Genomic DNA, 24,658 nt, shown 5'->3' with positions numbered 1-24,658 from the left:
ACGATTCATTAATGCAGACCTATTTCTCATCCAATAGAGACTGTCAGATATATAGGGAAATTTCATGCCAACAACTAAGCCTACTATTATTTATACCATCACTGATGAAGCACCCGCTTTGGCAACATATTCGCTACTGCCTATTATCCGCGCGTTTACTTCATCATCTGATATCAACGTCGAAACAAGGGACATTTCACTAGCAGGGCGTATTATTGCAAACTTCCCTGACTACTTAACTGAAGAGCAACGTATTGGTGATGCTCTGTCTGAGCTGGGCGAACTGGCAAAAACACCTGAAGCAAACATCATTAAACTTCCTAACATTTCTGCATCTGTACCTCAGCTGCAAGCGGCGATTAAAGAACTTCAAGCAAAAGGCTACGCGCTTCCTAATTACCCTGAAGAACCAAAAACAGACGAAGAAGCCAAAGTTAAAGCGGTATACGACAAAATCAAAGGTAGTGCAGTAAACCCAGTTCTTCGTGAAGGTAACTCAGATCGTCGTGCTCCAGCTTCTGTTAAGAATTACGCGAAGAAAAACCCTCATTCAATGGGTGCTTGGAGTGCTGAATCTAAGTCGCACGTTGCAAGCATGTCTGGGAACGATTTCTTCGGCAGCGAAAAATCAGTCACCATTAATGGCGCAACAAACGTTCGTATTGAATTTGTAGGCACAGACGGTGAAGTCAAAGTGCTTAAGAGCGAGTTTGCTCTGCAAGACCAGGAAATCATCGATGCGTCTGTAATGAACAAAGCGGCTCTGGTTTCATTCTTTGAGAAAGAAATTGAAGAAGCCAAAGAACAAGACGTACTGCTTTCCCTTCACATGAAAGCAACCATGATGAAGGTGTCTGATCCAGTTATCTTTGGTCATGCTGTACGCGTTTACTACAAAGAAGTATTCGACAAGTACCAGGATGTTTTCGAACAGCTTGGCGTTGACGTAAACAACGGTATCGGTGACGTTTACGCGAAGATCACTTCTCTACCAGAAGCACAGCAAGAAGAAATCAAAGCTGCGCTTCAGGCGGTATACGAAACTCGCCCGGCATTGGCGATGGTTGATTCAGATCGCGGTATCACGAACCTACACGTTCCAAGTGATGTGATTGTTGATGCTTCTATGCCAGCGATGCTTCGTTCTTCTGGTCAAATGTGGGGACCAGATGGCAAGCTGAAAGACACGAAAGCGATGATCCCAGATCGCAGCTACGCAAGTGTTTATCAGGCTGTTATCGAGTTCTGTAAAGAAAATGGCGCGTTCGACCCAACTACTATGGGTAGCGTTCCAAACGTGGGTCTGATGGCTCAGAAAGCGGAAGAATACGGTTCGCACGACAAGACGTTCATCCAGCAGGCGGCAGGTAAAGTTCGTGTAGTTGATTCTGCTGGTACCGTTCTGATCGAGCAGGATGTAGAGGAAGGCGACATCTTCCGTATGTGTCAGGTAAAAGATGCACCAATTCAGGACTGGGTGAAACTGGCTGTGAACCGTGCTCGTGCAACTGGCGCACCAGCGGTATTCTGGCTGGATGAAAGCCGTGCACACGATGCAGAGCTTATCAAGAAAGTGAATGCGTACCTGCCTGAACACGATACTTCTGGTTTGGAAATCAAGATCCTTTCTCCTCTTGAAGCAACGAAATTCTCTTTGGTTCGTATTAAAGACGGCCTGGATACCATTTCTGTAACAGGTAACGTACTGCGTGACTACCTGACAGACTTGTTCCCAATTCTGGAGCTGGGTACATCTGCCAAGATGCTTTCTATCGTTCCACTTATGAATGGTGGTGGTCTGTTTGAAACCGGTGCTGGTGGTTCAGCGCCTAAGCACGTTCAGCAAGTTGAAAAAGAAAACCACCTACGTTGGGATTCTCTGGGTGAATTCCTTGCACTAGCGGCTTCACTTGAGCACCTGAGCAACGTGACAGGTAACAAGAAAGCACAGGTTCTTGCTGATGCGCTAGACAAAGCGACGGGTGAATTCCTGGACAACAACAAGTCACCATCACGTAAAGTGGGTGAGTTGGATAACCGTGGTAGCCACTTCTACTTAGCTTCTTACTGGGCGAAAGCACTGGCAGAGCAATCTGATGACGCAGAGCTGTCTACTCAGTTTGGTCCAATTGCTAAGCAAATGGCTGAAAATGAAGACGCTATTGTGAAGCAATTGAATGACGCTCAAGGTGTTGTCGGTGAGCTAGGCGGTTACTACGCGCCAGAAGATGCGAAAGCAGCTCCTCTTATGCGTCCAAGCGACCTGCTAAACGGTATCGTTGACGCTGTTTAATAGAGTCCGGCTACTTAGCGTGCTGAAGTAGCCGTTCTATTTAGAGAATAAGTCTTTTGTAATTAGTAAGAGACAAAAACAAAGAAACCCGCTTAACGCGGGTTTCTTATACTCTGAATTCCAATTATTTGGCTTGATCGCCTTCAATTGGAACAACAGAGCTTGCATGGAAGCCTTTTGGACCTTGTTCAACTTCGTAGTTGACTGGTTGACCAGCTTTTAGGGTACGGTATCCGTCCATTTTTATTGTTGAGTAGTGTGCGAAAATATCGCCTTCTTCTCCTTCCGGACAGATAAACCCAAATCCTTTGGCGTTATTAAACCACTTCACTGTACCTGTAGCCATGCTATACATCCCTCATGCATTTTTAGTAACTGATGTTGTTTACGTCGACGCAGCTGTATCTATCAATATTGATGCATCATATTGCTATGACTATCAATTCAGCAATTGCTAAATTTTTAGCCACCAAGAACACAATTTAGTCAATGGATAAGCCCAGTCAATAGTTTGCAGTAATAAAATCTAACAATTTGACAAAGATTTCATTTTTGAGATTAACAAAATTATAACTAAGGTGCATATTGACAATAATGTTGTTGTGGACATTTCCGGTGATATTTTTCTCAGTTAAAAATCTACCTAAACTTTGAAGGTCACCAATGGCAATGTTTTATTTGCAGGGATACAATTGGTGCATTAGTCTTAAGTAGAGGGTGATATTCGGGCAACATCCTTGAATCTCAAACCTCCTGAAAACCGACGAAATAATGAGCAAACAATACCAATGGGTCACTCCAGACTCAGATTTACTGGAGAAGGAAAAAACACAGGTAAAACCGCCGGCTATGTACAATGTCATACTCAACAATGACGACTACACGCCAATGGATTTTGTGATTGAAATACTCGAACGTTTCTTTTCAATGGATTTGGAAAAGGCAACACAAGTGATGCTCAAAGTGCATTACGAAGGGAAAGCAATCTGCGGTACTTTTACTGCCGAAGTTGCGGAGACAAAGGTGGCGCAAGTCACTATGTACTCAAAAGAGAATGAGCATCCGCTGTTATGTACAATGGAGCAGGCATAAAGCTTGCTTGAGCAACATAGGTTGTTCTTTGGGGAGGTACTTATGCTAAATAAAGAACTAGAGTCGAGCCTTAATAGTGCTTTTGCTCGTGCGAGAGACAAACGCCATGAATTCATGACCGTTGAACATCTGCTCCTCGCGCTACTCGACAACGACGCTGCACAAGAAGCACTAAAAGCGTGCCAAGCTGACCTGGAAGTTCTTCGTCAGGAACTTGACACATTTATCGATCAAACCACACCTCTCATTCCAGAAAACGATGAGACAAGAGAAACTCAGCCTACATTAAGTTTTCAACGTGTACTCCAACGCGCGGTCTTCCACGTTCAGTCATCTGGACGCAGTGAAGTCACTGGTGCAAATGTTTTAGTTGCTATTTTCAGTGAACAAGAGTCTCACGCGGCGTATCTACTCAAGAAAAACGACATCAGCCGCTTGGATATCGTTAATTACATTTCGCATGGAATCAGTAAATCACCTCAAAACAATGAAGAAGATTCCTCTTCAAACGTGTTTGGTGAAGAGTCTTCATCCGATGAAGGCAATTCAGAAGAGCGTTTGGAAAACTTTGCTACGAATCTAAACCAAATTGCAAAACAAGGTCACATCGACCCGCTGATTGGTCGTGATAAAGAGCTTGAGCGCACCATTCAGGTACTTTGCCGCCGCCGTAAAAACAATCCATTGCTTGTCGGTGAAGCAGGGGTTGGTAAAACCGCTATCGCGGAAGGTCTGGCATGGCGAATCGTTGAAGGGCAAGTGCCTGAAGTGATTAAAGACAGCGTTATTTATTCACTGGATATCGGTTCGTTGCTGGCGGGTACTAAGTACCGCGGTGATTTCGAGAAACGCTTTAAAGCCATCTTGAAACAGCTAGAAAAAGAAGATGACGCAATTTTGTTTATTGATGAAATCCATACAATCATCGGTGCGGGTGCGGCATCTGGCGGGCAAGTTGATGCCGCCAACCTGATTAAACCGTTGCTAAGTAGCGGCAAGCTTCGTTGCATTGGTTCCACCACCTATCAGGAATACAGCAACATTTTTGAGAAAGAGCGCGCGCTATCACGCCGCTTCCAGAAGATTGATATTGTCGAACCATCGCTAGATGACACAACTAAGATCTTGATGGGTCTCAAACCAAAATACGAAGCGCACCATGAAGTTCGCTACACCAAGCAAGCGCTACGCGCAGCGGTTGAACTTTCGGCTAAATATATAAATGAGCGTCATTTGCCTGACAAAGCCATCGACGTGATTGATGAAGCTGGTGCACGCAGTCGTCTGGCTCCGGCAAGTCGTCGTAAGAAGACGGTGGGTGTTTCCGATATTGAGAATATGGTTGCCAAAATGGCTCGCATTCCGGAAAAATCGGTTTCTTCTTCTGACAAAGATATCCTTCTGAATCTGGATGAGAAGATGAAGATGCTGGTATTTGGTCAGGATCCTGCCATCGAGGTGTTGAGCGAAGCTATTAAACTGAGCCGTGCGGGCTTAGGGGCAGACAATAAACCTGTCGGTTCTTTCCTATTCGCTGGTCCTACTGGGGTAGGTAAGACGGAGGTTACCGTTCAACTGTCCAACCTACTTGGTGTCGAGCTACTGCGCTTTGACATGTCGGAATACGGTGAGCGTCACTCAGTGAGTCGCTTGATTGGTGCTCCTCCTGGTTATGTAGGTTACGATCAGGGTGGTCTGCTAACAGACGCAGTTATCAAGCATCCGCACTCGGTAGTGCTTCTGGATGAGATCGAGAAAGCACACCCAGATATCTTCAACTTGCTACTGCAAGTTATGGATAACGGTACGTTGACAGACAACAATGGTCGCAAAGCGGATTTCCGCAATGTGATTCTGGTTATGACAACGAACGCTGGTGTTGCAGAAACGGTTAAGAAGTCGATTGGTCTGATTCAGCAAGATCACAGCCATGATGCGATGGGTGAAATTAAGAAAGTCTTTACTCCTGAATTCCGAAATCGTCTGGACAACATCATCTGGTTCAACAGCTTGGATGAAAGTGTTATTCATCAGGTCGTCGACAAGTTTATTGTCGAACTTCAGGCTCAGCTGGACTCACGTGGCGTGTCAATGGAAGTGTCAGAAGATGCCCGCCATTGGTTGGCTCACAAAGGCTACGATAAGACAATGGGTGCGCGACCAATGGCTCGTGTCATTCAGGAAAACCTTAAGAAGCCTCTGGCGAACGAACTTCTGTTTGGCTCGTTGGTTGATGGTGGCACCGTTAGAGTCACACTCAAAGACGACGAACTTGTTTTCGACTACGAAAACAAAAAGGAAGCCGTTCCTCATTAATTGAATCGCTCTAACAAAAATGCGCCTTTAAGGCGCATTTTTTTATGCCCGCAAAATACACTTTCTGTTGTTTGTCTCGCAGTGATAAATCTTCATTCTGTCTTAATCTAACCTTTAAGTTTACTGTGTAAGGCTAAGGTCTGTTGACCCTAAGAACTCTTTGAAATTACGTGGAAATATAAGTATGCGCAGGTGGTTTTGTTTACTGTTGGTTTTCTTTTTGGCTGCTTGTGGTGAAGACAAAACGGAAGTGGTTCTGGCTCCAGAAAAGTTCTCTGGCATCATCGAAAGAATTGAAAACAACCAAGCTAACAATTTACACGCTTTGGTGGTCTGGCAAGACAATAAGAAGCTTCTCGAAGTATTCCGGGAGGGTAGTGGGCAACATGGTCATATTCAGATGTCAAAGGTGCCTATCGGGCGTGACGCCCTTCATAATGTCCACTCGGTAACAAAATCGTTTGTTGCGACACTGATTTTTATGGCAATTGATGAGGGGCGACTAGAAAGCCTTGATGTGCCTGTTTTCAGCTTGTTCCCTGAATATCAGGAGGAGGATGCTCAGGATAAGATGGCTATTACAGTCCGGCACATTTTGAATATGTCGACTGGATACGCGCTTAACGAGCATGCGATGCCCTATGGCCTTGCGAACCCATTCCACCGTCATTACTCAGCTAAAGATCTCAAAGCCATGTTCCTGGGTACTCCTCTCAAGTTTGAACCGGGCAGCCGCTTCTGTTACAGCGGCCTTTCTACTATTGGCTTGTCCAAGGTAATAGAACGCATTTACGAGAAACCGTTTGCGACAGTAATGCGAGAGAAGCTATTTGAGCCGTTGGGAATAGATAATTACAGGTGGATAAATCAGTTAGGTTCTGGAGAGCCTGGAGCTGACTGGGGGCTAATGACGGATAGCGAATCCATGGGCAAGTTTGGTCTGATGTTACTTAATGACGGAGCCTGGGAGGGGAAACAGATTATCCAGCCTCATTGGGTAGAAAAGATAAAGGTGAGTGAGTTTACAAGAGGTATGATGGGCTACGGGATGCATTTCTGGCAATTGCCGCAGTTTTCCTCTGCTTTCGCTGCACTTGGGCACGGAGAACAGTATGTGATTGTTATTCCGAATAAGAATGCGGTTATTGTTACAACCGCAGGTAACTACAGTCAGGTAACACAAGCCAATCCAGTGCTCGAATTAGCGCATCAGGTTTATCAGTTGCTGTGAATAAATGTGACTAACAGTAAACGCAAAAAACGGAGCTAAATAGCTCCGTTTTTTGTAAAGACTCGAGAATTAACGAGCGCGGAAGACGATACGACCTTTTGATAGATCGTATGGAGTCATCTCTACAGTTACTTTGTCACCAGTAAGAATACGGATGTAGTTCTTACGCATTTTACCGGAGATGTGTGCAGTTACTACGTGACCGTTTTCTAGCTCAACACGGAACATAGTGTTTGGCAGAGTATCAAGAACAGTGCCTTGCATCTCAATTACGTCTTCTTTGGCCATTTAATCCTCTTTAGAAATTTGGCTGAAATTTTTAACGACCGAATTTTGCCGCTAAAACAATAAAAAGTAAAGTTGCGGCGTATTCTAACCCTGCCACCGATGATTTACTAGCCTTTGATGAGGATGAAAGCGTACTTTGTAATTCATGGCCTGACATTCATCGATCTGATAGCCGAGATATAACCACTGCTTTCCGCTCTTTTTGCAGTATTCCAGTTGGAATAATACACAAAGAGTACCTAAAGAGAGCTCCGAATGTGGATTGTAGAAAGTATAAAATGCGGATGCACTATTGGACATTACGTCGGTGACGGCAACACCAATAAGTGTTTCATCTTGGTAAACATGCAAAAACTGAGTGTTGAGCCACTCGTTCTGAGCAAAGTCAAAAAAATCCTTTTTTCTAGGAGGGTACATGGTTCCGCTCTTGTGCCGGTGATTGATGTATTCGGCATAAACGTCAAACCAGTTTTCGTCGAGCGTGTTCTTCATTTCCCAATGTATGCCTGTGGCTTTGTTTTTAAGCCTTTTCTGGCTTTTGGAGGGCACAAAATCCGCCACAGCGACACGAAGCGACTGGCAGGCATTACATTGATCACATTGAGGCTTGTAGATGGCATTTCCGCTGCGACGGAATCCATTTGCCATCAGAAGTTCGTATCCTGAGCACGTGTGTAATACATCATCCAGAACGACAGCAACTCTTTCCTGTTGTTCGGAAAGGTAACTGCAGTCGTGCGATTCCGTCATTCCTATACGGATAAGCGTTTGATCTTTCTGATTCACAACAACTCCCCTGAAATCGGACTTTCAAGTATCTGGGGGCGATAACACTGCTGAGAAACGCGTCTGGAATTTAAATTTTTCAGCTTATCTAAAAAGTTTGCCCGGTTGCATTCCATCGCACCCAAAGATTGCAAATGCGCATTCATAAGCTGGCAGTCGATCAGCACTCCTCCATTTTGCTGAAAGTGGTGGCAAAAGTGCCACAGAGCTATTTTTGAAGCATTCGGCTGTATGCTAAACATAGACTCTCCACAAAAGACTTGTCCAATTTCTACACCATATAATCCACCCACAATCTGGTCTTTGAGCCAAACTTCCACAGAATGAACATGACCCAGTGACGCAAGCCGCTTGTATGCGTCTCTCATTTCTTCGACTAGCCAGGTTTCTTCAGGTGAACGGGTTTCAGCACAAAGAGTGATCACTCTTTCTGTTGCGCGATTGATAGTGACTGTGTAACCGGATTTGCGAAAATATTTTTTGAGACTTTTCGCCGGTTTGAATGTCTTAGGATCGAAGATGGCGCGAATACTTGGACTCCACCATAAAATAGGTTCATTGTGGCTATACCAAGGGAAAATGCCTTGTCGATAAGCTGACATCAATCTGTCTGGATGTAAGTCGCCCCCCATAGCGATCAACCCATCTGGGTTGTCCAGCGCCTGATGTGTAGGCGGGAAGCTTTGTCGATCGGTGCTCAGCTCAGGTAGAAAAATCTTCATATCAACTATTTTGGCAGAATTTGGGAGAATTATAATGAGAAAGATATTGCTATTGTTATTAATAATTCCTGTTTTTGTGCAGGCAGGGTACCAGAGAAATCAAGCCAGAACGGTAAATGAAGTTGTGTTCGGTCAAGTAGACAGCGTTCGCTATATTACTGAACAACAAATCATTAAATCTAAATCTTCGGGGTGGGAGACTTTAGCAGGTGCAACTATTGGCGGTCTAATCGGCAATCAATTTGGTGGAGGTACAGGCAAGCAGGTTGCCACCGTTGTTGGTGCGGTCGCGGGAGGCAGTATTGCTCACAACAAAGCGAACGAAGTCTATCGAATCGAGTACAAATTGGTGGAGATTTTGATCGATACGGAAAAAGGCGAGTTAGTTAACGTTATTCAGGACGTAGACCCCAATATGCTTTTTACCCGGGGCGACTCAGTCAGAATTCTTTACTTTGATAATGGCGTTCGGGTGGACAAAACCTACTGATTTTTTCAGTAGGTGAAAATCCCCGTTACTTCTGGGTACGAGCCTCTAGCCAAGCCCAGTGTTTTTGGTTAGTCTGCTAGCACGAAAAATAAAAACTCGCATTCGGACGTGCGAGACTATGCAGGAATAATCAACATCAATGGAAAGCCTTACGTTACAACCCATTTCTCTCGTTTCTGGTGAGGTCAACTTACCTGGCTCAAAAAGTGTTTCAAACCGCGCCCTTTTGCTTGCTGCTCTGGCATCTGGCAAAACCCGTCTGACTAACCTCCTCGATAGTGATGACATTCGACATATGTTGAATGCATTGACTAAGTTAGGCGTTACATATCAATTGTCCGAAGATAAGACGGTATGTGAAGTAGAAGGTCTGGGTGGCAGTTTTAACACTGAAGAAGCGCAGGAACTTTTCCTTGGAAACGCGGGAACGGCGATGCGCCCATTGGCGGCGGCGTTGTGCCTGGGAAGCGGCGAGTATGTACTTACTGGCGAACCAAGAATGAAGGAGAGACCGATTGGTCACTTGGTGGATGCACTTAAAACTGCGGGTGCAGACATTGAGTATCTGGAGAATGAAAATTATCCACCACTAAAAATCAAAGGTACTGGTCTGAAAGGCGGAAAAGTAGAAATTGACGGTTCAATTTCGAGCCAGTTTTTAACTGCATTTTTGATGTCTGCTCCACTGGCACAAGATCAGATTCAAATTGATATTATTGGCGATCTTGTTTCTAAACCTTACATCGATATCACTTTGCACATCATGGCGCAATTTGGCGTTAAAGTTGAAAACAACAACTATCAGTCTTTCGTGATTCCGGCTGGTCAAAGTTACCGCTCTCCTGGAGACTTCTTAGTGGAAGGCGATGCCTCATCGGCTTCTTACTTCCTTGCAGCTGCGGCGATAAAAGGTGGCGAAATCAAGGTTACTGGTATCGGTAAAAACAGTATTCAGGGCGACATTCAATTTGCTGATGCACTTGAGAAAATGGGTGCAGAAATCGAGTGGGGAGATGACTATGTGATTTCTCGCCGAGGCGAATTGAAAGCCGTGGATTTGGATTTCAACCACATTCCGGATGCGGCAATGACTATTGCCACTGCCGCTCTGTTTGCTGAAGGGACAACTGCGATTCGCAACGTTTACAACTGGCGTGTAAAAGAAACCGATCGCTTATCGGCAATGGCGACAGAGTTGCGCAAAGTGGGAGCGCAAGTAGAAGAGGGTGAGGATTACATTATCATCACCCCGACTTCAGAGCTAAAACATGCTGCCATCGATACTTATGATGATCACCGTATGGCAATGTGTTTCTCACTGGTGGCGTTGAGTGATACGCCCGTTACCATCAATGACCCGAAATGTACTTCGAAAACATTTCCTGATTACTTCGACAAGCTATCATCGCTTAGTCAGTAGTCTTAGGAATTTTAAAGAACCCCAGCATATTGCTGGGGTTTTTTATTTGGTCAACGAGCTCTATTTCTCTAACGTGAATTCTTTGGAAAGCTGATGAGCCAGATATTTGAACATATTGAAAGCGGCAGGGGTATTTTCTGTCGGCAATCCCTGATCGTTTAAGAAGTACTGTCCTTTGAAAATCAGAACGTCGTCTTTTTCTTCTACATTATCCGCACGCATGCCTTCAATATAGTTGTCATGTTCCTGAATAATGGAATTGGCGATAAGCAGCAAATCGAATTGAGAAATCGGCTTTTTAGAACTCATAAAACACCTCTTATATAGAAGAGGGAAGTGTAATTCCTAAGCAACAAATAGCAAGCCCTCAAGTTCCGCCAATATTGAGCTGCCTCAATACAGGGTTAATTAAGACAGGGAGCCAGATTCCCAACAATAATCCAATATGAAATCGTCTCTTTTTTGTGAGCCAATACAGAAATCCGTCATTTTCTCTAGTGTATGGCAACGTGCATGATTACTATGTGCGCAAATTTAGCCTGAGCTACGTATCTTAAGAGAGATGTGGCCGTATTCAACGCCATTTTACAGATCGACCACTTGTCGACCACTCAGAATTGAAATGTAAAAAACTGGTTGACCTTCTTATAAACTCGCACAATAGTAAAAAAAGAAGCAATGAATCAGAATGGTGTGCGCTAAATGCATGCAATCGAATTTGAGGACGTTTGAGTCAGATATGGGTAAATCTCTCGTAATAGTGGAGTCACCTGCCAAGGCAAAGACCATTAATAAATACCTTGGTAAAGACTATATAGTTAAGTCGAGTGTAGGACACGTACGTGATCTTCCTACCGCTGGCCAAAGTACTGGCACTAAAAAAGCAGCAGCAGTGTCGACAAAAGGTATGAGCGCCGAAGAGAAAGCTCGTATCAAGAAAGAAAAAGATCGTAAAGCACTGATCAAGAAAATGGGGATCAACCCATATCAAGATTGGGAAGCGAACTATCAAATTCTTCCTGGTAAAGAAAAAGTGGTCTCTGAACTGCAAAAATTAGCGAAAGACGCAGACCACGTTTATCTCGCAACCGATTTGGATCGCGAGGGAGAAGCCATTGCGTGGCACCTTCGTGAGATCATCGGTGGCGATGAAGAACGCTATAAACGTGTTGTTTTCAACGAAATTACCAAGAACGCCATTCAACAGGCATTCGAAACTCCAGGTGAATTGAATCTGGATGGAGTCAATGCTCAGCAAGCGCGCCGTTTTATGGATCGTGTTGTGGGCTTTATGGTTTCTCCGCTGTTGTGGAAGAAAGTCGCTCGTGGCTTATCTGCGGGTCGAGTTCAGTCTGTTGCCGTAAAACTGCTGGTAGAGCGCGAACGCGAAATTAACGCATTTATCCCAGAAGAGTTTTGGGACATCCACGCTGATACCAAAACGGCAGATAAAACCGATTTCCGTTTGCAGGTAGCGCAAAAAGATGGCGAAGCCTTTAAACCGGTAAACGAAACTCAGGCACTGTCTGCGGTTTCGGATCTGGAAAAAGCGAAATACGAAGTTTGTAAGCGTGAAGATCGCCCAACCAAGAGTAAGCCGTCTGCACCTTACATCACTTCTACCCTTCAACAGGCTGCAAGTACACGACTAGGGTATGGCGTTAAGAAGACCATGATGCTTGCTCAGCGCCTGTATGAGGCGGGTTACATTACTTATATGCGTACCGACTCAACCAACTTGAGTGCGGAAGCCGTTGATGCCGTTCGTGGCTTCATCACGTCTGAATTCGGCGACAAGTACCTACCAGCTAAGCCGATTGTATATGGCAGCAAGGAAGGGGCTCAGGAAGCGCACGAAGCGATTCGTCCTTCTAGTGTCGAAGTCACCGAAGCCGATCTTCAGGGTATGGAGAAGGACGCGCACAAGCTGTACCAGTTAATCTGGAATCAATTTGTTGCTTGTCAGATGACGCCTGCTCAGTACGACTCCACAACATTAAGCGTGAAAGCAGCTGAATACACACTGAAAGCCAAAGGTCGAATCCTTAAGTTTGACGGCTGGACTCGTGTTCAGCGCCCAATGGGTAAGAATGAAGATCAGATTCTTCCTGCGGTTCAGATTGGTGATGTACTTGATCTGGTTGCACTTGATCCAAAGCAGCACTTCACTAAGCCGCCAGCGCGCTTCACTGAAGCAGCATTGGTTAAAGAACTTGAAAAGCGTGGCATTGGTCGCCCTTCGACTTACGCCTCTATCATTTCGACCATTCAAGATCGTGGCTATGTGAAAGTCGATCAGCGTCGTTTCTATGCCGAAAAAATGGGTGAAATCGTTACAGACCGTTTAGACGACAGTTTCAACGATCTGATGAACTACGACTTTACCGCTCGCATGGAAGAGAAGCTTGACCAGATTGCAGAAGGCGATGCGAACTGGAAAGGTGTTCTGGACAACTTCTTTAGCGATTTTACTGGTGATCTGGAAAAAGCAGAATTGGAAGAAGATTTGGGTGGTATGAAGCCAAACCACATCGTTCTGACTGACATTGAATGCCCAACGTGTTCTCGCCCGATGGGAATCCGTACTGCTTCCACTGGTGTGTTCCTTGGCTGTTCTGGTTACGCTTTACCGCCGAAAGAGCGTTGTAAAACCACGATCAACCTAGGCGATGAAGAAGGCATCATCAACGTCCTGGAAGAAGACGTTGAAACAGCAGCCCTGCGTGCCAAGAAACGTTGTCCTAGCTGTGGAACAGCAATGGATGCGTATCTGATCGATGACAAGCGTAAAATGCATGTTTGTGGTAATAACCCGAACTGTGACGGATACATCGTTGAACACGGTGAATTCAAAGTGAAAGGTTACGACGGTCCTGTCGTTGAATGTGACAAGTGTGGTGCCGATATGGTGCTGAAGAATGGTCGCTTCGGTAAATACATGGACTGTACTCAGGAAGACTGTAAGAACACGCGTAAGATTCTGAAAAATGGTGAAGTTGCGCCGCCTAAAGAAGATCCGGTTCACTTCCCAGAACTGCCATGTGAGAACTCTGATGCATACTTCGTTCTGCGCGACGGTGCATCTGGTCTGTTTATGGCTGCCAGTAACTTCCCGAAATCTCGTGAAACCAGGGCACCTTTGGTTGAAGAGCTGGTTCGATTTAAAGATCGTATCTCTCCAAAGTTCCAGTACCTGACGGAAGCTCCGACTCACGATCCAGATGGTCGACCAATAGTAGTGCGCTTTAGCCGTAAGTCTAAAGAAAACTATGTTCGCTCAGAAATTGATGGCAAACCTTCCGGCTGGACAGGTCTTTACATTGATGGAAAGTGGGAAATTACGGATAAACGTAAGAAACCAAAATCGTAATTTACTGATACTAATAGTGATAAGGCAGCCAACAGGCTGCCTTTTTCTTATCATGTTTGACGAAAGTATTATCCTCGCTAACACTTATTAATAGCATGGCATATGCGAAAAACTCTCATTTTCAAAACTTAAAATAATCCCGAGATGTAATTCCATTTGCCGGTGTCAAACGTCAGTTGGATAGGAGGGAGCGGTTGAGGCTTAAAGCGAGATTATTGCTGATCACAGCAATAGGTCTGTTTCCTGCTGTCGTGCTGATCGCCGCGAATTCATGGTGGCAGTTCCTGCAGGAAAAATCTGCAGCTGCTCGCTGGGCATCGGGTGTGGCGGAGCAACTGGTACGCGAACAGGCTCTGACGCTCGCGGAATCCGAACGTTTCTTAAATACCATCAGCTACTCATACGAAACGTTAATGACAAACCAAGTGGACTGTCAGGATGCACTGCGCCACTGGTTACAGCTCAGCCCTTACTTTTCCAACCTGATCATTACTTCTCCAACCTCAGGACAAATCTGTCAGGCGACTGAGTTACATGAAAATGCGCAGGTGATAGTCAATCAGATTTATGTTCAGCAAGCCATAATGAATCAGAAGCTGTCTGTAGGCGAAGTGTTAACTGATCAAAAAACTCACAAACCTTTTCTGCAAGTTGCTTATCCGCTTGGGTTGTTTCACAAAGGCAGCCGTTCGGCGATAGCAGGAGAGTTGTCTTTTGACTGGTGGCAGACCAAGCTTTCGCAAATGAATATCCCTTACAAGGCGTCTATTAACTTACTGGATAGCCGTCAGGTGGTATTGGCAACTAATGGACTACTCCCTTCACAAGTGGTTAGCGACGACTCGCTAAGAATTGAGAAACAACGTTCGTTACTGCCAAATGTGACCACATCTCCTCAAATTGTTATCTCACTTTCGACCCGAAGCTATTTCACAATTGTGGTCGAAAACTTAGCAGGCAATATTCTATTTTTGCTCTTTGGCTATCTGCTGGCTATCGCCATTATCTGGTGGGGTTTCTCCAATACAGTGCTTAAGCCAACTTTTGAATTGCTACGTCGAAGCCGTCAGTACGTGAACGACTGCACGTCTGGCAGCTCTGCAACTCTCGATGAACTGTCGGGATTCTGTGAGCAGTTTGATAACGTTTTGAAGGAGCAGGATGCACTCAAAAATCGCTTGATGGAGCAGGAATCCAATCTCAGTCAGGCATACAACCGCATAAACAGCTTGCTGGACAACTCGCCATTTGGAGTGGTGGAGTGGGATACTCATTTACGAATCCAGCGATGGTCTACGTTGTGCGAACAAATTTTTCAGATGAATCAAAATGAGGTGGAGGGGCGACAGATCGCGCAGCTTCCGGTTCAGCTTAAGCGTCATTTATGGTCGATAGAGCCGTTTCTTAAGCTGTACCAAAATGGCAAAGACAGCAGTAAACGTATAGAGGTCGGGTATCGGGATGAAATGGGAAGCGAAAAAGTGCTTCGTTGGTGTTTTTCAGCCATATACGACGACTCAGGTGATCTATCGAGTATTTTAGGCTTGTTTGAGAATGTAACCCAGCAGGCAGAATACCAGCGAGAGATTGAATATCACGCTCGCTACGACAGTCTGACTGGTTTACCCAACCGATATTCCGCGCTTCAGCTGATTTCCGATAGGCAGTCTAAAAAGGTGGAATTTGCTGTAGCTCTGTTAGACATCAAAGGCTTTAAGCTTGTTAATGATCACTATGGGCACGAATATGGCGACATGCTGCTGGTCGAGCTCTCAGAACGCGTCAGTGGCAAAATACAGCGAGACGAAAGCTTCGCGAGGTGGGGAGGGAATGAGTTCATTTATGTGCTTCCTTATATCGATGAAGAGCGAGTAGCAAAAAGGCTAGAGGAAGTGATCACCGATATCGCGCAGCCCATATTACTTGGTACCAGCAGTTACTCCACTCAGTTAAATTGTGGTGTTGCGCTGTCAGACCGCCCGCTGGAATCCCCTTCGGAACTGATTCGTTTTGCTGATCTTGCCATCTTCTTTGGTAAGAAAGAGAAAAATCGCACCATTAATTTTTATCAACCTTCGATGTCTGAAATTGGCAGTGCTCAGTTTGAAACCGAGAGTGAACTAAGACGTGCGATTTCAAACAATGAATTCGCTTTGGTATTTCAGCCAATCCTGAATACTGAAACACAGACCATCGAATCTGCAGAAGCTTTAGTAAGGTGGAACCATCCGCAGAAAGGACTGATTCCACCTTCGCATTTTATTCCTGTGGCTGAAGATTCAGGGCTAATCCTTCAGATCGGAAACTGGGTACTGGATCAGGCAGTATCACAGCTCAAAGCCTGGGTTGACGAAGGGCTAGAGATTCGAGATATCGCCGTCAACCTGTCGGCTCTACAGATTAATGATGTAAATTTTGTCGCCAATATTAAGAACATTCTTCAGCGTTACGACCTACCTCCCCAATACCTCACATTGGAAGTCACCGAAACGTCATTATTAGCAAGTTATACTGACGTCATTGCAAAAATAGGAGAACTGAAAGCTCTAGGAATAAAAATTGCACTAGATGATTTTGGAACAGGATATTCAAGCCTTAGCTACCTGAATGAATTGCCATTAACTAAGTTGAAGATCGATCGATCTTTTGTAGCAAGAATTGATGAACCTAGAGAGCCTACTGTTTTACTGGATGCGATCATTTCTATCGCACATAACATGGGTTTAAGCGTGGTTGCAGAAGGTATCGAAACCTTAAGTCAATATGAATATCTTGAAGCGAAAAGGTGCGAATTTAGCCAGGGTTATTATTTCAGTCCACCCATAGATGCCATATCTTTTCGAGAATTGCTTGCACAAAAGTTGTGCAAGGATGCACCAGCTAAAAACAATTAGTTAACGATTAGGTTACAACGCGCAAACGTTTGCTGTTGATTGCGCATTTGTTGTCACGGATCGCAAAATAATGATTGTAATTGCATATGCAATCAGTTAAAAATGAGCTCATAAAGCGCATTCCATAAAGTATAAATATAGATGTGCGCAATTATAAAAAAATGAACAATATCAGTATTTTCGCTTGATTTGCTTGGTGGAATGAGAAATTTATCAACAAAATTCCATTCTCTTAGCTTTATCAGATCAGGCTCACCATGTGAGCGACAGTTATCTCTTCGGAGATCACCCAAAATGTTGTTTTATGCTTTCAAGCTAGCGATGCAATGTCGTCTTGGCATTTGGCAGCATGCTGTCTCAGCACATGGACGTATGCCGCGACGATTTGAGGTTCTCTCTGATTGTTCGGATTGAAAACTATAAGATATGGAGATATATAATGGCTGGTGTATTAGGAATGATTTTGGCGGGGGGAGAGGGCTCCAGATTAAGACCTCTGACAGAATCACGCAGTAAACCCTCGGTGCCATTTGGAGGAAGTTATCGTCTGATAGACTTCGCTCTGAATAATTTCGTAAATGCAGACTTAATGAGAATTTACGTTCTCACGCAGTTTAAGTCTCAATCCCTTTACCTTCACATGAAAAAAGGCTGGAACTTGTCGGGGATTACTGACAGGTTTATCGACCCGATTCCTGCGCAAATGCGCGACGGAAAACGCTGGTACGAAGGAACAGCAGATGCCATCTATCAGAACATTCGCTTTATAGAGCTTGCGCAGCCAGATCAGGTGTGCATCTTTGGCTCCGATCACATCTACAAAATGGACATCCGACAAATGTTGGATTTCCACAAGCGAATGGAAGCGAAGCTTACGGTTTCTGCTCTTCGTATGCCACTTAAAGAAGCATCGCAATTTGGCGTGATTGAAGTGGATAAAAACGGGAAGATGATTGGTTTCCAAGAAAAGCCGGAAAACCCTAAACCTATCCCGGGTAGCCCAGATGAAGCGCTGGTCTCTATGGGGAATTACATTTTTGAAGCCGATGCTCTAGGAAAAGAACTACGCGAAGATGCCGATAATGGTTCTTCAAGCCATGATTTTGGCAAAGACATCATTCCAAAAATGTTCCCGGCGGGTGAGGTATACGTATATGATTTCTCAACCAACAAAATTAACGGTGAGCGTGCCACCGCTTATTGGCGTGATGTCGGAACCATTGATTCTTACTGGGCGGCACATATGGATTTGCTGGACAAAGATCCGGAGTTCTCTCTCTACAACCGCAGTTGGCCGCTTCATACCTACTACCCGCCATTACCACCCGCAACTTTTGTCGATAGTAACGACGACTGCCGAGTTCGGGTGAATGACAGCTTAGTGTCGGGGGGCAGCTACATTCAGGGGTCATCTATCCATAAATCGGTATTAGGATATCGAAGCAACGTTGCCAGCGGCTCCGTTATCAGCGAATCGATTCTGTTAGGTGATGTAAAAATTGGTGCGGGCTGTAAAATACGCCGAACCATTATTGATAAAGATGTCGAGATTGCACCGGGAACCGTCATTGGTGAAGACTTAGAATTGGATTCTCAACGTTTTCATGTCTCACCGGAAGGCATTGTCGTCATCAAGAAAGGAACAAAAGTTGGGTTCTAAGATGGATCGCATGAATATCTGGTTTACGGTTTCTGAAGCGGAAGGTTTGGTAAAAAGCGGCGGTTTAGCTGATGTAGCAAAAGCGCTGCCTAAAGCTCTGCAAACATTGGGACACGATGTATCTATCGCCATTCCAGGGTATCGGACGTTGCCAGGGCGGGAAGAGGCAGAGGTGGTACTGACTACAGAGCTTGATTTCTGGCCTCATGTTAAATATCAGGTTAAGAAGCTGGATCTGGATGGGGTTCCCGTTTATGCAGTTGAATGTCATCAGTATTTTGATAGAAGTGAACTGTACGCTGAGTCGAATCAGGCATACCCTGATAACGGTGAGCGTTTTGGATTCTTTGCTTCTGCGTGCCTTGATATGCTGCCCAAGCTAGGCATAAAACCAGATATTGTCCATGCCAATGACTGGCATACAGGGCTTGTGCCTTTCCTTCTAAAAACCCGTTACGAACACGATGAACGCTTTCAATCTATTCGAAGCGTTTTAACGGTTCATAACGCGATTTTTAAAGGGATTTACTCCTACCACGACTTGGAAATTATTCCGGAACTTAACTTGTCTGGTTTGGAAAACATCCAGTACGGACAAGATCACATCAGCATGCTTAGAGCCGGTGTGGCATATGCCGATAAGGTGAATGCGGTTAGCCCTAATTATGCAGCGGAGCTCATGACGGCCCTGGGTTCTCATGGGATGGTGGATGACTTTGTTCATCGCAGTGCCGACCTATACGGAATACTGAATGGCTGTGATTACAGTGAATGGGATCCGAGAACTGATAGATATCTGGAGTATCACTACGAGGCTAGTGCTTCTAGCATTGCTGAAGGAAAACAGCTCAACAAACGCCAGCTTCAAAATGAAGTGGGGCTTCCTGTAAATCAGAATCTTCCTGTTTTTGGAATGGTTTGCCGTTTGACACATCAGAAAGGTTTTCACTATCTGCTGCCAATACTTGAACAATTTCTTCTGAATGATGCACAAGTAGTGATTGTTGGAACGGGAGAGCCACAGGTTGCAGCCAAGTTGCATGAGATAGCTCGTCGCTTCCCCAATAAACTTGCGTTTATTGAAGCATATAATAATCGCCTGGCGCACTTGGTTGAGGCTGGGGCAGATTTCTTCCTTATGCCTTCTGAATTTGAAGCCTGTGGTCTGAATCAGATCTACAGTATGGCTTATGGTACGTTACCAATCGTTCGAGAGGTCGGGGGACTGAAAGACACGGTAACGGACTATGATACCGATAGGGTTAACGCAACCGGGTTTGGTTTTTTGGAGCCTACACCGGAAGCCTTACTCATAGCAATGCAGCGGGCACTCATATTCTATCTTCAGCAACCTGAAGAGATGCTCAGAGTACAGCTCAATGCAATGAATACCGAGTTTAGTTGGGACGCATCCGCCAAAGAATACGTCAATATGTATCAGGCAGCCTTGCTCCATTAAAAACGCCAAAATAACGTTAAGCCTCCTTACGGGAGGCTTTTTCTTATCTTAAGTCTATAAAATTACTATTTTTTCATTTGTTCACATAACAAATCATGATTGATGAAGGTTGATGAATACTGCTTAAACCACATATTTGTTCAGAGTGTGGTAAGCTTTTAGATAATAAAATAAGAAAGTTTCAAAAAATATTGTTAAGCGATGTCTAACTCATTGTTATTTCATAAGGTATATACCCACCCAACCAGCTCTGAATGGGTGGTTTTTGTTCATGGTGCTGGTGGCAGTTCTTCGATTTGGTTCAAGCAAATCAAGGCATACAAGCAGCATTTCAACCTATTACTCATCGACTTGAGAGGTCATGGCAAGTCCAATAACCTGTTTCAGGGGTTGATGAAAAAGAGCTATACCTTCAAAGATATCTGTCAGGATATTCTTCAGGTATTGGATCATCTTAAGATTCAGTCCGCGCATTTTGTCGGAATGTCATTGGGCACCATCATTGTCCGAAATCTTGCTGAAATGGCATCAGAAAGAGTGTCGACCATGGTGATGGGAGGCGCTGTAACGCGTTTTGACATCCGTTCTCAGGTGTTGGTGAAGGTAGGGGACTGGAGCAAGCATATCATCCCATATATGTGGTTATACAGCTTGTTTGCCTATATCGTAATGCCTCAACGAAACCAGAAAGAATCTCGGCACCTGTTTGTCCGCGAAGCTAAGAAGTTGTGCCAGAAAGAATTTAAGCGTTGGTATACCTTGTCGGCAGACGTTAACCCACTGATGAAGTATTTCCGTGAGAAGGAGCTTCCTATTCCGACTCTTTATCTGATGGGTGACAAAGACTATATGTTCTTAAGACCGGTCAAAGAGATGGTCAAAGTACATAAGCAGAGTGAACTGATTGAAATCCCAGATTGTGGACATGTGTGTAACGTCGAAAAGCCGGACATTTTTAACGAAGAGTCGATAGAGTTTATTCGTCAGCACTCTCGCTGACCTGATAGCCGCACTTCCAGCAGGCACCAAACTGCGCTTCAATCCACTCATCACACTCAGGGCAGCACCAGTTGGGCTGCTCTCTGTTCTCCGATTGGTTTAGATACGCATCGACTATGGTTTTTGCCTTGTCGTACTGGTATTCGTTTAATAACCAGATATAGGGTTCTGTATCGGAACCAAAAGGCAACTCTCCCTGTAGGCCAAACAAACCTTCTCCTCGTACTTCCACATCTACCCCTTGCGCTTTTAGCAATTCGCAAACAATGTGGGCTTCCGTAGGCAGCGAGGCAGAGTACAACTTCATAATGATTCCTATTTGGTTTGGTCGAATGACCTAGAGTTATATTAAGTATGACAGGAGTTTAGAGAGTGTGGTTTGTTGCTCTGCACCAAACTGTGAATTGCAGCAATAAAAAAGCCTCCGAGAGGAGGCTTTCTTACAAAGGTTACTTAGCTCAGACGCTTCATCAATTCATCTCGCCTGTCTTGAGGAATAACAGACCAATGAGTTCCTTTGATAGCACCTTCAAGTGCCCATAGAAGCTCAAGCCCCACATCACTAGAATGTGTTTGCTTGATGGCTTTATAAGCTTCTACTGAACCATAATCCTGCAATTCTTGAACAGAGGATATACCTGCTTTTTTAAGCATTCGTTCAGTGCCCAAACGCAGGTTTGGCAGATCTTTAAGGCGAGTGGGTTTAGTCTCGGCTTGCTTCTGCTTTTCAGTTCTCGCAACTTTGAGTGCTTGCGATGCTTTTTCGATGATGTCGTCAGTATTTTCCCAGCTGATTTCTGGGAGGGCAAAATACTTGGTGACGACCGGGAATCCACGCTTTTTGTAAACGTAAGGCTTTAGACCTTGTTGCTCGAACTTTTGAGCACTTTTTGAGTCAGCTCTGATATGTAACGTGTTTTGAACTACTAAGGCGAACATAGTGTCGTCGGCAAAAATGCCAAAACCACCAAACATTGAACGTGATTTAATCGTCCCTAATGGTTCAAATAGCTTCAATGAGTTTTTAAGTATTGGTTTATCCATGCTGTACTGTCTCGGCTAAAGAAGTTATGCCACTACTAAGTTCAGGTCCGAGAAAAAATAGCAAAGTGATGCAGCCAGATGTCAGAGTTCGGTTAACTCTGGAAAAGAAGTATGCATATTTGCCATCGGCAACCCCGCTACCATTTGGATTTTTTATACATCCATTTAGGCCGGAAGCTTTGCGTCCCACTTTTTCAAATGGTTTGCCCTGTGCGTGACAGTAAAATCATAGAGAAAAAATTGAACAAGAATCACATCGAGATGCCTCTAGTGTGATCTTAATCCAAAAAATAAATGCATAGATATAAATATTGTTTCTTATTTGACCAAAAACGCAAAAAGCCTGGATTATAACCAGGCTTTATTAGAATTAACTAAATCAATTTAACTTTTTAACAGAACTTCGCTCTATGATCTCCGGATGCATTTCGAAGATTCTCTTATCATGCTCTTTGTCTTTGATTCGCTGAAGTAAGATTTCAAATGCGGTTTTCCCGACACGACGTTTTGGCTGGTGAACGGTAGTCAGGGGAGGTGAGAAATACCCAGACAGTTCAATGTTGTCGTAACCGATGATTGATATGTCATCAGGAACACGCAAACCATTCTCCTGTAAACGGCTAATCACACCAAGTGCCATAAGGTCGTTAAAACAGAACACAGCAGTTGGGCGCTTGTCCATTGCTAGAATCTTGTCCGCTGCGATAACGGCTGTGTCACACTCAAAGTTACCAACAAGAATTCGTTCTTGGTTGAACTCCACGCCAAATTCATTCAGTGCGCGTTTGTAACCTTCAACACGTTCGATACACGCCACCTTTTCTTCGTGACCTGTTAAACAAGCGATGTCAGTGTGACCATTTTCGAGCAGATACTTGGTTGCTAGATAGCCCCCTTCTTCGGAGTTATCAATGATCTTATCTGCCTGAGAACTTTCAGGACCCCAGTCCATGATGACCTTAGGAATAGAAGCATGTGCATCCAGCATTTCGCGAAGATCTTCAGTCAGATCAGAACACATGACTAAGATGCCATCGACGCGTTTTTCTGCCAGCATACGGATGTAGTCGCGTTGCTTCTCGTAGATACCGCCAGTGTTACATAAAATGAGTGTGTAGCCTTGTCGGTAACAGTAGCTTTCAACACCATCAACAACCTCGGCAAAAAACGGGTTGCTTGATTGTGTAACCAACATTCCTATCGTTCGTGTGGTATTGCATTTTAAGCTTCGTGCTACTGCACTTGGTGCGTAGTTCAGTTCATCGACTGCTTTTTTTACTTTTTCTTGTGTGGCTTCAGCGACAAAGCGAGTTTTGTTAATAACGTGGGATACCGTTGTAGTCGATACTCCGGCTAGTCGTGCGACATCTTTAATTGTGGCCATAAAACAAATATCCTGTAGAGCCTGGCTGAGAGGTAAAATCAAAATTCAGCGGGCGGATTTTAATTGTATTATTTAAATTCGGCTAAAAACACAAAAACCGCTATTAAAACAGCGGCTTAGGTTAAACATTTCAGCGATTTCATATTTTTATCGTTTGCGATCACGATCTTAGTCTTTAATTCGGCATTAGACAATGGACGGATTCGTAAAAATTTATACCAAGTGTCACATTTATGAAGATAATGAATTCGAATTAAGCAACTGGGTTTATATCTAATATCTTATCGCCAAATATCTCGCAGTTGCTTTGGTATACCTATTCTCCAGCTATGTAATCGCAGTCCAATTGGATGAAGTCTATTAAAAGCTGGGAAACAGAGGCATAGAAACCAAAGTCATCATACTTCTGACAGTTTTCATTAAACTGCGGCAGCCATGTCATAAGATGTGTTTCAATAAAATCTTTCTGTTCCAATAGTGCTTGTTCAAGCGCTTCTTCATTGAGAATTTCGTTTGATTGAACAATCAAGTTGCCCAGAAAATCCAATTGTATGGCAAGGTGATCGGCAGGTTCTTTGAAGCCTTCCATCATGGCGATGTTTTTTTCAAGCAATAGCGCTTCCATCCGTCTGGTTGGTTCGCCATTTAACAGACCTGAGTGGTAAATGGACGCGTAGGGCAGTGCCGCGTGCTTATCGGTGGTCAGGAACAACCCACAAAAATCAGCCGCAAGCTCCAGCCTTGCATCTTCGCGGTCTTGCAGTTTATTCAACGCTTCGATCAAGCGTGTAGCTGCTGAGTTGAGCGTACTGTTTTCTGCCAAGCCACCAATAAAACCCCGAATTTCAGCAGTTTGATATTTCGCAAGCTCTTCATCGTTCATCTCACGAGCAAATAAACTCGATAGCCACCAATATATTTCCGCTCGCTTCTCATTGAATAATTTGGTTTCTTGCATGGCGTTAACACTCCGGACGAAATAGATGACGCAATTTTAACGGATAAAAATGAACAGAACTATTCCAAAGAATGGTGAAAAATGAAAGGAAATAGAGGATTGTTAACAGGAACGGATAGGTTGTTTTGAATCAATAAAAGTTAGGAAATTAACTCGATTTTAGTGAATTCGCTAGAAATGTAACGATTTGTGAATAGAATATAAAGAGTCGCAAATAAACTGTGGCGAGTTTGTCTTTTTTTCAATTATAAC

The 24,658-nt window shown here is 44.3% G+C and carries 20 protein-coding genes and 1 riboswitch; of the genes, 11 read left to right on the top strand and 9 right to left on the bottom strand.

Annotated elements, in window-relative coordinates:
• Positions 1 to 64: 64 nt before the first annotated feature.
• Complete coding sequence (locus tag INR79_RS11395; protein WP_022595658.1) at positions 65 to 2,293, top strand: NADP-dependent isocitrate dehydrogenase; 2,229 nt, start codon at positions 65 to 67, stop codon at positions 2,291 to 2,293.
• Between the two features lie 124 nt (positions 2,294 to 2,417).
• On the opposite strand, the gene cspD is transcribed toward INR79_RS11395, so the two are convergent.
• Entirely contained in the window at positions 2,418 to 2,639 is a 222-nt protein-coding gene (gene cspD, locus INR79_RS11390; RefSeq protein ID WP_004406675.1) for a cold shock domain-containing protein CspD, read from the bottom strand.
• Between the two features lie 425 nt (positions 2,640 to 3,064).
• Here cspD and clpS point away from each other — a divergent pair, with 425 nt between their 5' ends.
• The 3 genes from clpS (at position 3,065) to INR79_RS11375 (ending at position 6,932) form a co-directional block, all read left to right on the top strand.
• Positions 3,065 to 3,385: an ATP-dependent Clp protease adapter ClpS gene (gene clpS / locus INR79_RS11385; RefSeq protein WP_004406672.1), complete on the top strand. Its 321-nt coding sequence runs from the start codon at positions 3,065 to 3,067 to the stop codon at positions 3,383 to 3,385.
• 42 nt (positions 3,386 to 3,427) lie between these two features.
• Positions 3,428 to 5,701, top strand: coding sequence for an ATP-dependent Clp protease ATP-binding subunit ClpA (clpA, locus tag INR79_RS11380; RefSeq protein WP_004406671.1), 2,274 nt, complete (start codon positions 3,428 to 3,430; stop codon positions 5,699 to 5,701).
• Positions 5,702 to 5,885: 184 nt separating this feature from the next.
• The gene (locus tag INR79_RS11375; protein WP_223094259.1) at positions 5,886 to 6,932 is read left to right on the top strand and encodes a serine hydrolase domain-containing protein; all 1,047 of its coding nucleotides are present in this window, start codon (positions 5,886 to 5,888) and stop codon (positions 6,930 to 6,932) included.
• 69 nt (positions 6,933 to 7,001) lie between these two features.
• On the opposite strand, the gene infA is transcribed toward INR79_RS11375, so the two are convergent.
• The 3 genes from infA to aat all read right to left on the bottom strand — a co-directional run bounded on the left by infA (position 7,002) and on the right by aat (position 8,728).
• Positions 7,002 to 7,220 carry a translation initiation factor IF-1 gene (gene infA / locus INR79_RS11370; protein WP_001040192.1) on the bottom strand — a complete coding sequence of 73 codons (219 nt, stop codon included), beginning with the start codon at positions 7,218 to 7,220 and terminating at the stop codon, positions 7,002 to 7,004.
• Between the two features lie 84 nt (positions 7,221 to 7,304).
• Positions 7,305 to 8,006 (bottom strand): arginyltransferase, encoded by a 702-nt coding sequence (locus INR79_RS11365; protein ID WP_022603763.1) that lies wholly within the window; start codon positions 8,004 to 8,006, stop codon positions 7,305 to 7,307.
• A complete protein-coding gene (aat, locus tag INR79_RS11360; protein ID WP_022551019.1) occupies positions 8,003 to 8,728 on the bottom strand; it encodes a leucyl/phenylalanyl-tRNA--protein transferase in 726 nt (241 codons plus the stop codon). The genes INR79_RS11365 and aat overlap by 4 nt, the downstream gene beginning before the upstream one ends.
• Positions 8,729 to 8,762: 34 nt before the next feature.
• On the opposite strand from aat, the gene INR79_RS11355 reads away from it, so the two are divergent.
• Both INR79_RS11355 and aroA read left to right on the top strand, forming a co-directional pair.
• Positions 8,763 to 9,218: a glycine zipper 2TM domain-containing protein gene (locus INR79_RS11355; protein WP_223094257.1), complete on the top strand. Its 456-nt coding sequence runs from the start codon at positions 8,763 to 8,765 to the stop codon at positions 9,216 to 9,218.
• A gap of 139 nt (positions 9,219 to 9,357) precedes the next feature.
• Positions 9,358 to 10,638, top strand: a complete 1,281-nt coding sequence (aroA, locus tag INR79_RS11350; RefSeq protein ID WP_223094255.1) for a 3-phosphoshikimate 1-carboxyvinyltransferase — start codon at positions 9,358 to 9,360, stop codon at positions 10,636 to 10,638.
• Between the two features lie 60 nt (positions 10,639 to 10,698).
• Here the strand turns inward: aroA and INR79_RS11345 are convergent, their stop codons facing one another.
• Positions 10,699 to 10,947 (bottom strand): YciN family protein, encoded by a 249-nt coding sequence (locus tag INR79_RS11345; RefSeq protein WP_022592885.1) that lies wholly within the window; start codon positions 10,945 to 10,947, stop codon positions 10,699 to 10,701.
• Between the two features lie 430 nt (positions 10,948 to 11,377).
• Here INR79_RS11345 and topA point away from each other — a divergent pair, with 430 nt between their 5' ends.
• From topA to INR79_RS11320, 5 genes are all read left to right on the top strand, one after another.
• Positions 11,378 to 14,008: a type I DNA topoisomerase gene (gene topA, locus INR79_RS11340; protein WP_223094253.1), complete on the top strand. Its 2,631-nt coding sequence runs from the start codon at positions 11,378 to 11,380 to the stop codon at positions 14,006 to 14,008.
• A 194-nt stretch (positions 14,009 to 14,202) separates the two neighbouring features.
• Positions 14,203 to 16,902: an EAL domain-containing protein gene (locus INR79_RS11335; RefSeq protein WP_004406546.1), complete on the top strand. Its 2,700-nt coding sequence runs from the start codon at positions 14,203 to 14,205 to the stop codon at positions 16,900 to 16,902.
• 439 nt (positions 16,903 to 17,341) lie between these two features.
• On the top strand, positions 17,342 to 18,562 hold the full coding sequence (gene glgC, locus INR79_RS11330) for a glucose-1-phosphate adenylyltransferase (protein WP_022551014.1): 1,221 nt from the start codon (positions 17,342 to 17,344) through the stop codon (positions 18,560 to 18,562).
• A gap of 1 nt (position 18,563) precedes the next feature.
• The gene (gene glgA, locus INR79_RS11325; RefSeq protein ID WP_223097000.1) at positions 18,564 to 20,021 is read left to right on the top strand and encodes a glycogen synthase GlgA; all 1,458 of its coding nucleotides are present in this window, start codon (positions 18,564 to 18,566) and stop codon (positions 20,019 to 20,021) included.
• Positions 20,022 to 20,222: 201 nt separating this feature from the next.
• Positions 20,223 to 21,020, top strand: a complete 798-nt coding sequence (locus INR79_RS11320) for an alpha/beta fold hydrolase (RefSeq protein ID WP_022592888.1) — start codon at positions 20,223 to 20,225, stop codon at positions 21,018 to 21,020.
• On the opposite strand, the gene INR79_RS11315 is transcribed toward INR79_RS11320, so the two are convergent.
• From INR79_RS11315 to torD, 4 genes are all read right to left on the bottom strand, one after another.
• Entirely contained in the window at positions 20,998 to 21,327 is a 330-nt protein-coding gene (locus tag INR79_RS11315; RefSeq protein WP_223094251.1) for a putative signal transducing protein, read from the bottom strand. The genes INR79_RS11320 and INR79_RS11315 overlap by 23 nt on opposite strands.
• 146 nt (positions 21,328 to 21,473) lie before the next feature.
• Entirely contained in the window at positions 21,474 to 22,064 is a 591-nt protein-coding gene (locus INR79_RS11310) for a TfoX/Sxy family DNA transformation protein (RefSeq protein ID WP_022551011.1), read from the bottom strand.
• A gap of 124 nt (positions 22,065 to 22,188) precedes the next feature.
• Positions 22,189 to 22,282, bottom strand: a riboswitch (cyclic di-GMP riboswitch).
• Positions 22,283 to 22,443: 161 nt separating this feature from the next.
• Positions 22,444 to 23,448, bottom strand: a complete 1,005-nt coding sequence (gene purR, locus INR79_RS11305; protein ID WP_004400957.1) for an HTH-type transcriptional repressor PurR — start codon at positions 23,446 to 23,448, stop codon at positions 22,444 to 22,446.
• A 316-nt stretch (positions 23,449 to 23,764) separates the two neighbouring features.
• The gene (torD, locus tag INR79_RS11300) at positions 23,765 to 24,406 is read right to left on the bottom strand and encodes a molecular chaperone TorD (RefSeq protein WP_223094249.1); all 642 of its coding nucleotides are present in this window, start codon (positions 24,404 to 24,406) and stop codon (positions 23,765 to 23,767) included.
• Positions 24,407 to 24,658: the final 252 nt, after the last annotated feature.

Origin of the sequence: Vibrio sp. SCSIO 43132 (assembly GCF_019904195.1) — a bacterium.
Taxonomy (GTDB): Bacteria; Pseudomonadota; Gammaproteobacteria; order Enterobacterales; family Vibrionaceae; genus Vibrio; species Vibrio nigripulchritudo.
The sequence above is the reverse complement of the archived record's forward strand: the minus strand, read 5'-3'. Positions and strand labels throughout refer to the sequence as shown.

Bases quoted from the DNA above. Each gene is read 5' to 3' on its own strand.
- INR79_RS11395 (WP_022595658.1), top strand. From the start codon at position 65: ATGCCAACAACTAAGCCTACTATTATTTATACCATCACTGATGAAGCA.
- cspD (WP_004406675.1), bottom strand. From the start codon at position 2,639: ATGGCTACAGGTACAGTGAAGTGGTTTAATAACGCCAAAGGATTTGGG.
- clpS (WP_004406672.1), top strand. From the start codon at position 3,065: ATGAGCAAACAATACCAATGGGTCACTCCAGACTCAGATTTACTGGAG.
- clpA (WP_004406671.1), top strand. From the start codon at position 3,428: ATGCTAAATAAAGAACTAGAGTCGAGCCTTAATAGTGCTTTTGCTCGT.
- INR79_RS11375 (WP_223094259.1), top strand. From the start codon at position 5,886: ATGCGCAGGTGGTTTTGTTTACTGTTGGTTTTCTTTTTGGCTGCTTGT.
- infA (WP_001040192.1), bottom strand. From the start codon at position 7,220: ATGGCCAAAGAAGACGTAATTGAGATGCAAGGCACTGTTCTTGATACT.
- aat (WP_022551019.1), bottom strand. From the start codon at position 8,728: ATGAAGATTTTTCTACCTGAGCTGAGCACCGATCGACAAAGCTTCCCG.
- INR79_RS11355 (WP_223094257.1), top strand. From the start codon at position 8,763: ATGAGAAAGATATTGCTATTGTTATTAATAATTCCTGTTTTTGTGCAG.
- aroA (WP_223094255.1), top strand. From the start codon at position 9,358: ATGGAAAGCCTTACGTTACAACCCATTTCTCTCGTTTCTGGTGAGGTC.
- INR79_RS11345 (WP_022592885.1), bottom strand. From the start codon at position 10,947: ATGAGTTCTAAAAAGCCGATTTCTCAATTCGATTTGCTGCTTATCGCC.
- topA (WP_223094253.1), top strand. From the start codon at position 11,378: ATGGGTAAATCTCTCGTAATAGTGGAGTCACCTGCCAAGGCAAAGACC.
- glgC (WP_022551014.1), top strand. From the start codon at position 17,342: ATGGCTGGTGTATTAGGAATGATTTTGGCGGGGGGAGAGGGCTCCAGA.
- glgA (WP_223097000.1), top strand. From the start codon at position 18,564: ATGGATCGCATGAATATCTGGTTTACGGTTTCTGAAGCGGAAGGTTTG.
- INR79_RS11320 (WP_022592888.1), top strand. From the start codon at position 20,223: ATGTCTAACTCATTGTTATTTCATAAGGTATATACCCACCCAACCAGC.
- INR79_RS11315 (WP_223094251.1), bottom strand. From the start codon at position 21,327: ATGAAGTTGTACTCTGCCTCGCTGCCTACGGAAGCCCACATTGTTTGC.
- INR79_RS11310 (WP_022551011.1), bottom strand. From the start codon at position 22,064: ATGGATAAACCAATACTTAAAAACTCATTGAAGCTATTTGAACCATTA.
- purR (WP_004400957.1), bottom strand. From the start codon at position 23,448: ATGGCCACAATTAAAGATGTCGCACGACTAGCCGGAGTATCGACTACA.
- torD (WP_223094249.1), bottom strand. From the start codon at position 24,406: ATGCAAGAAACCAAATTATTCAATGAGAAGCGAGCGGAAATATATTGG.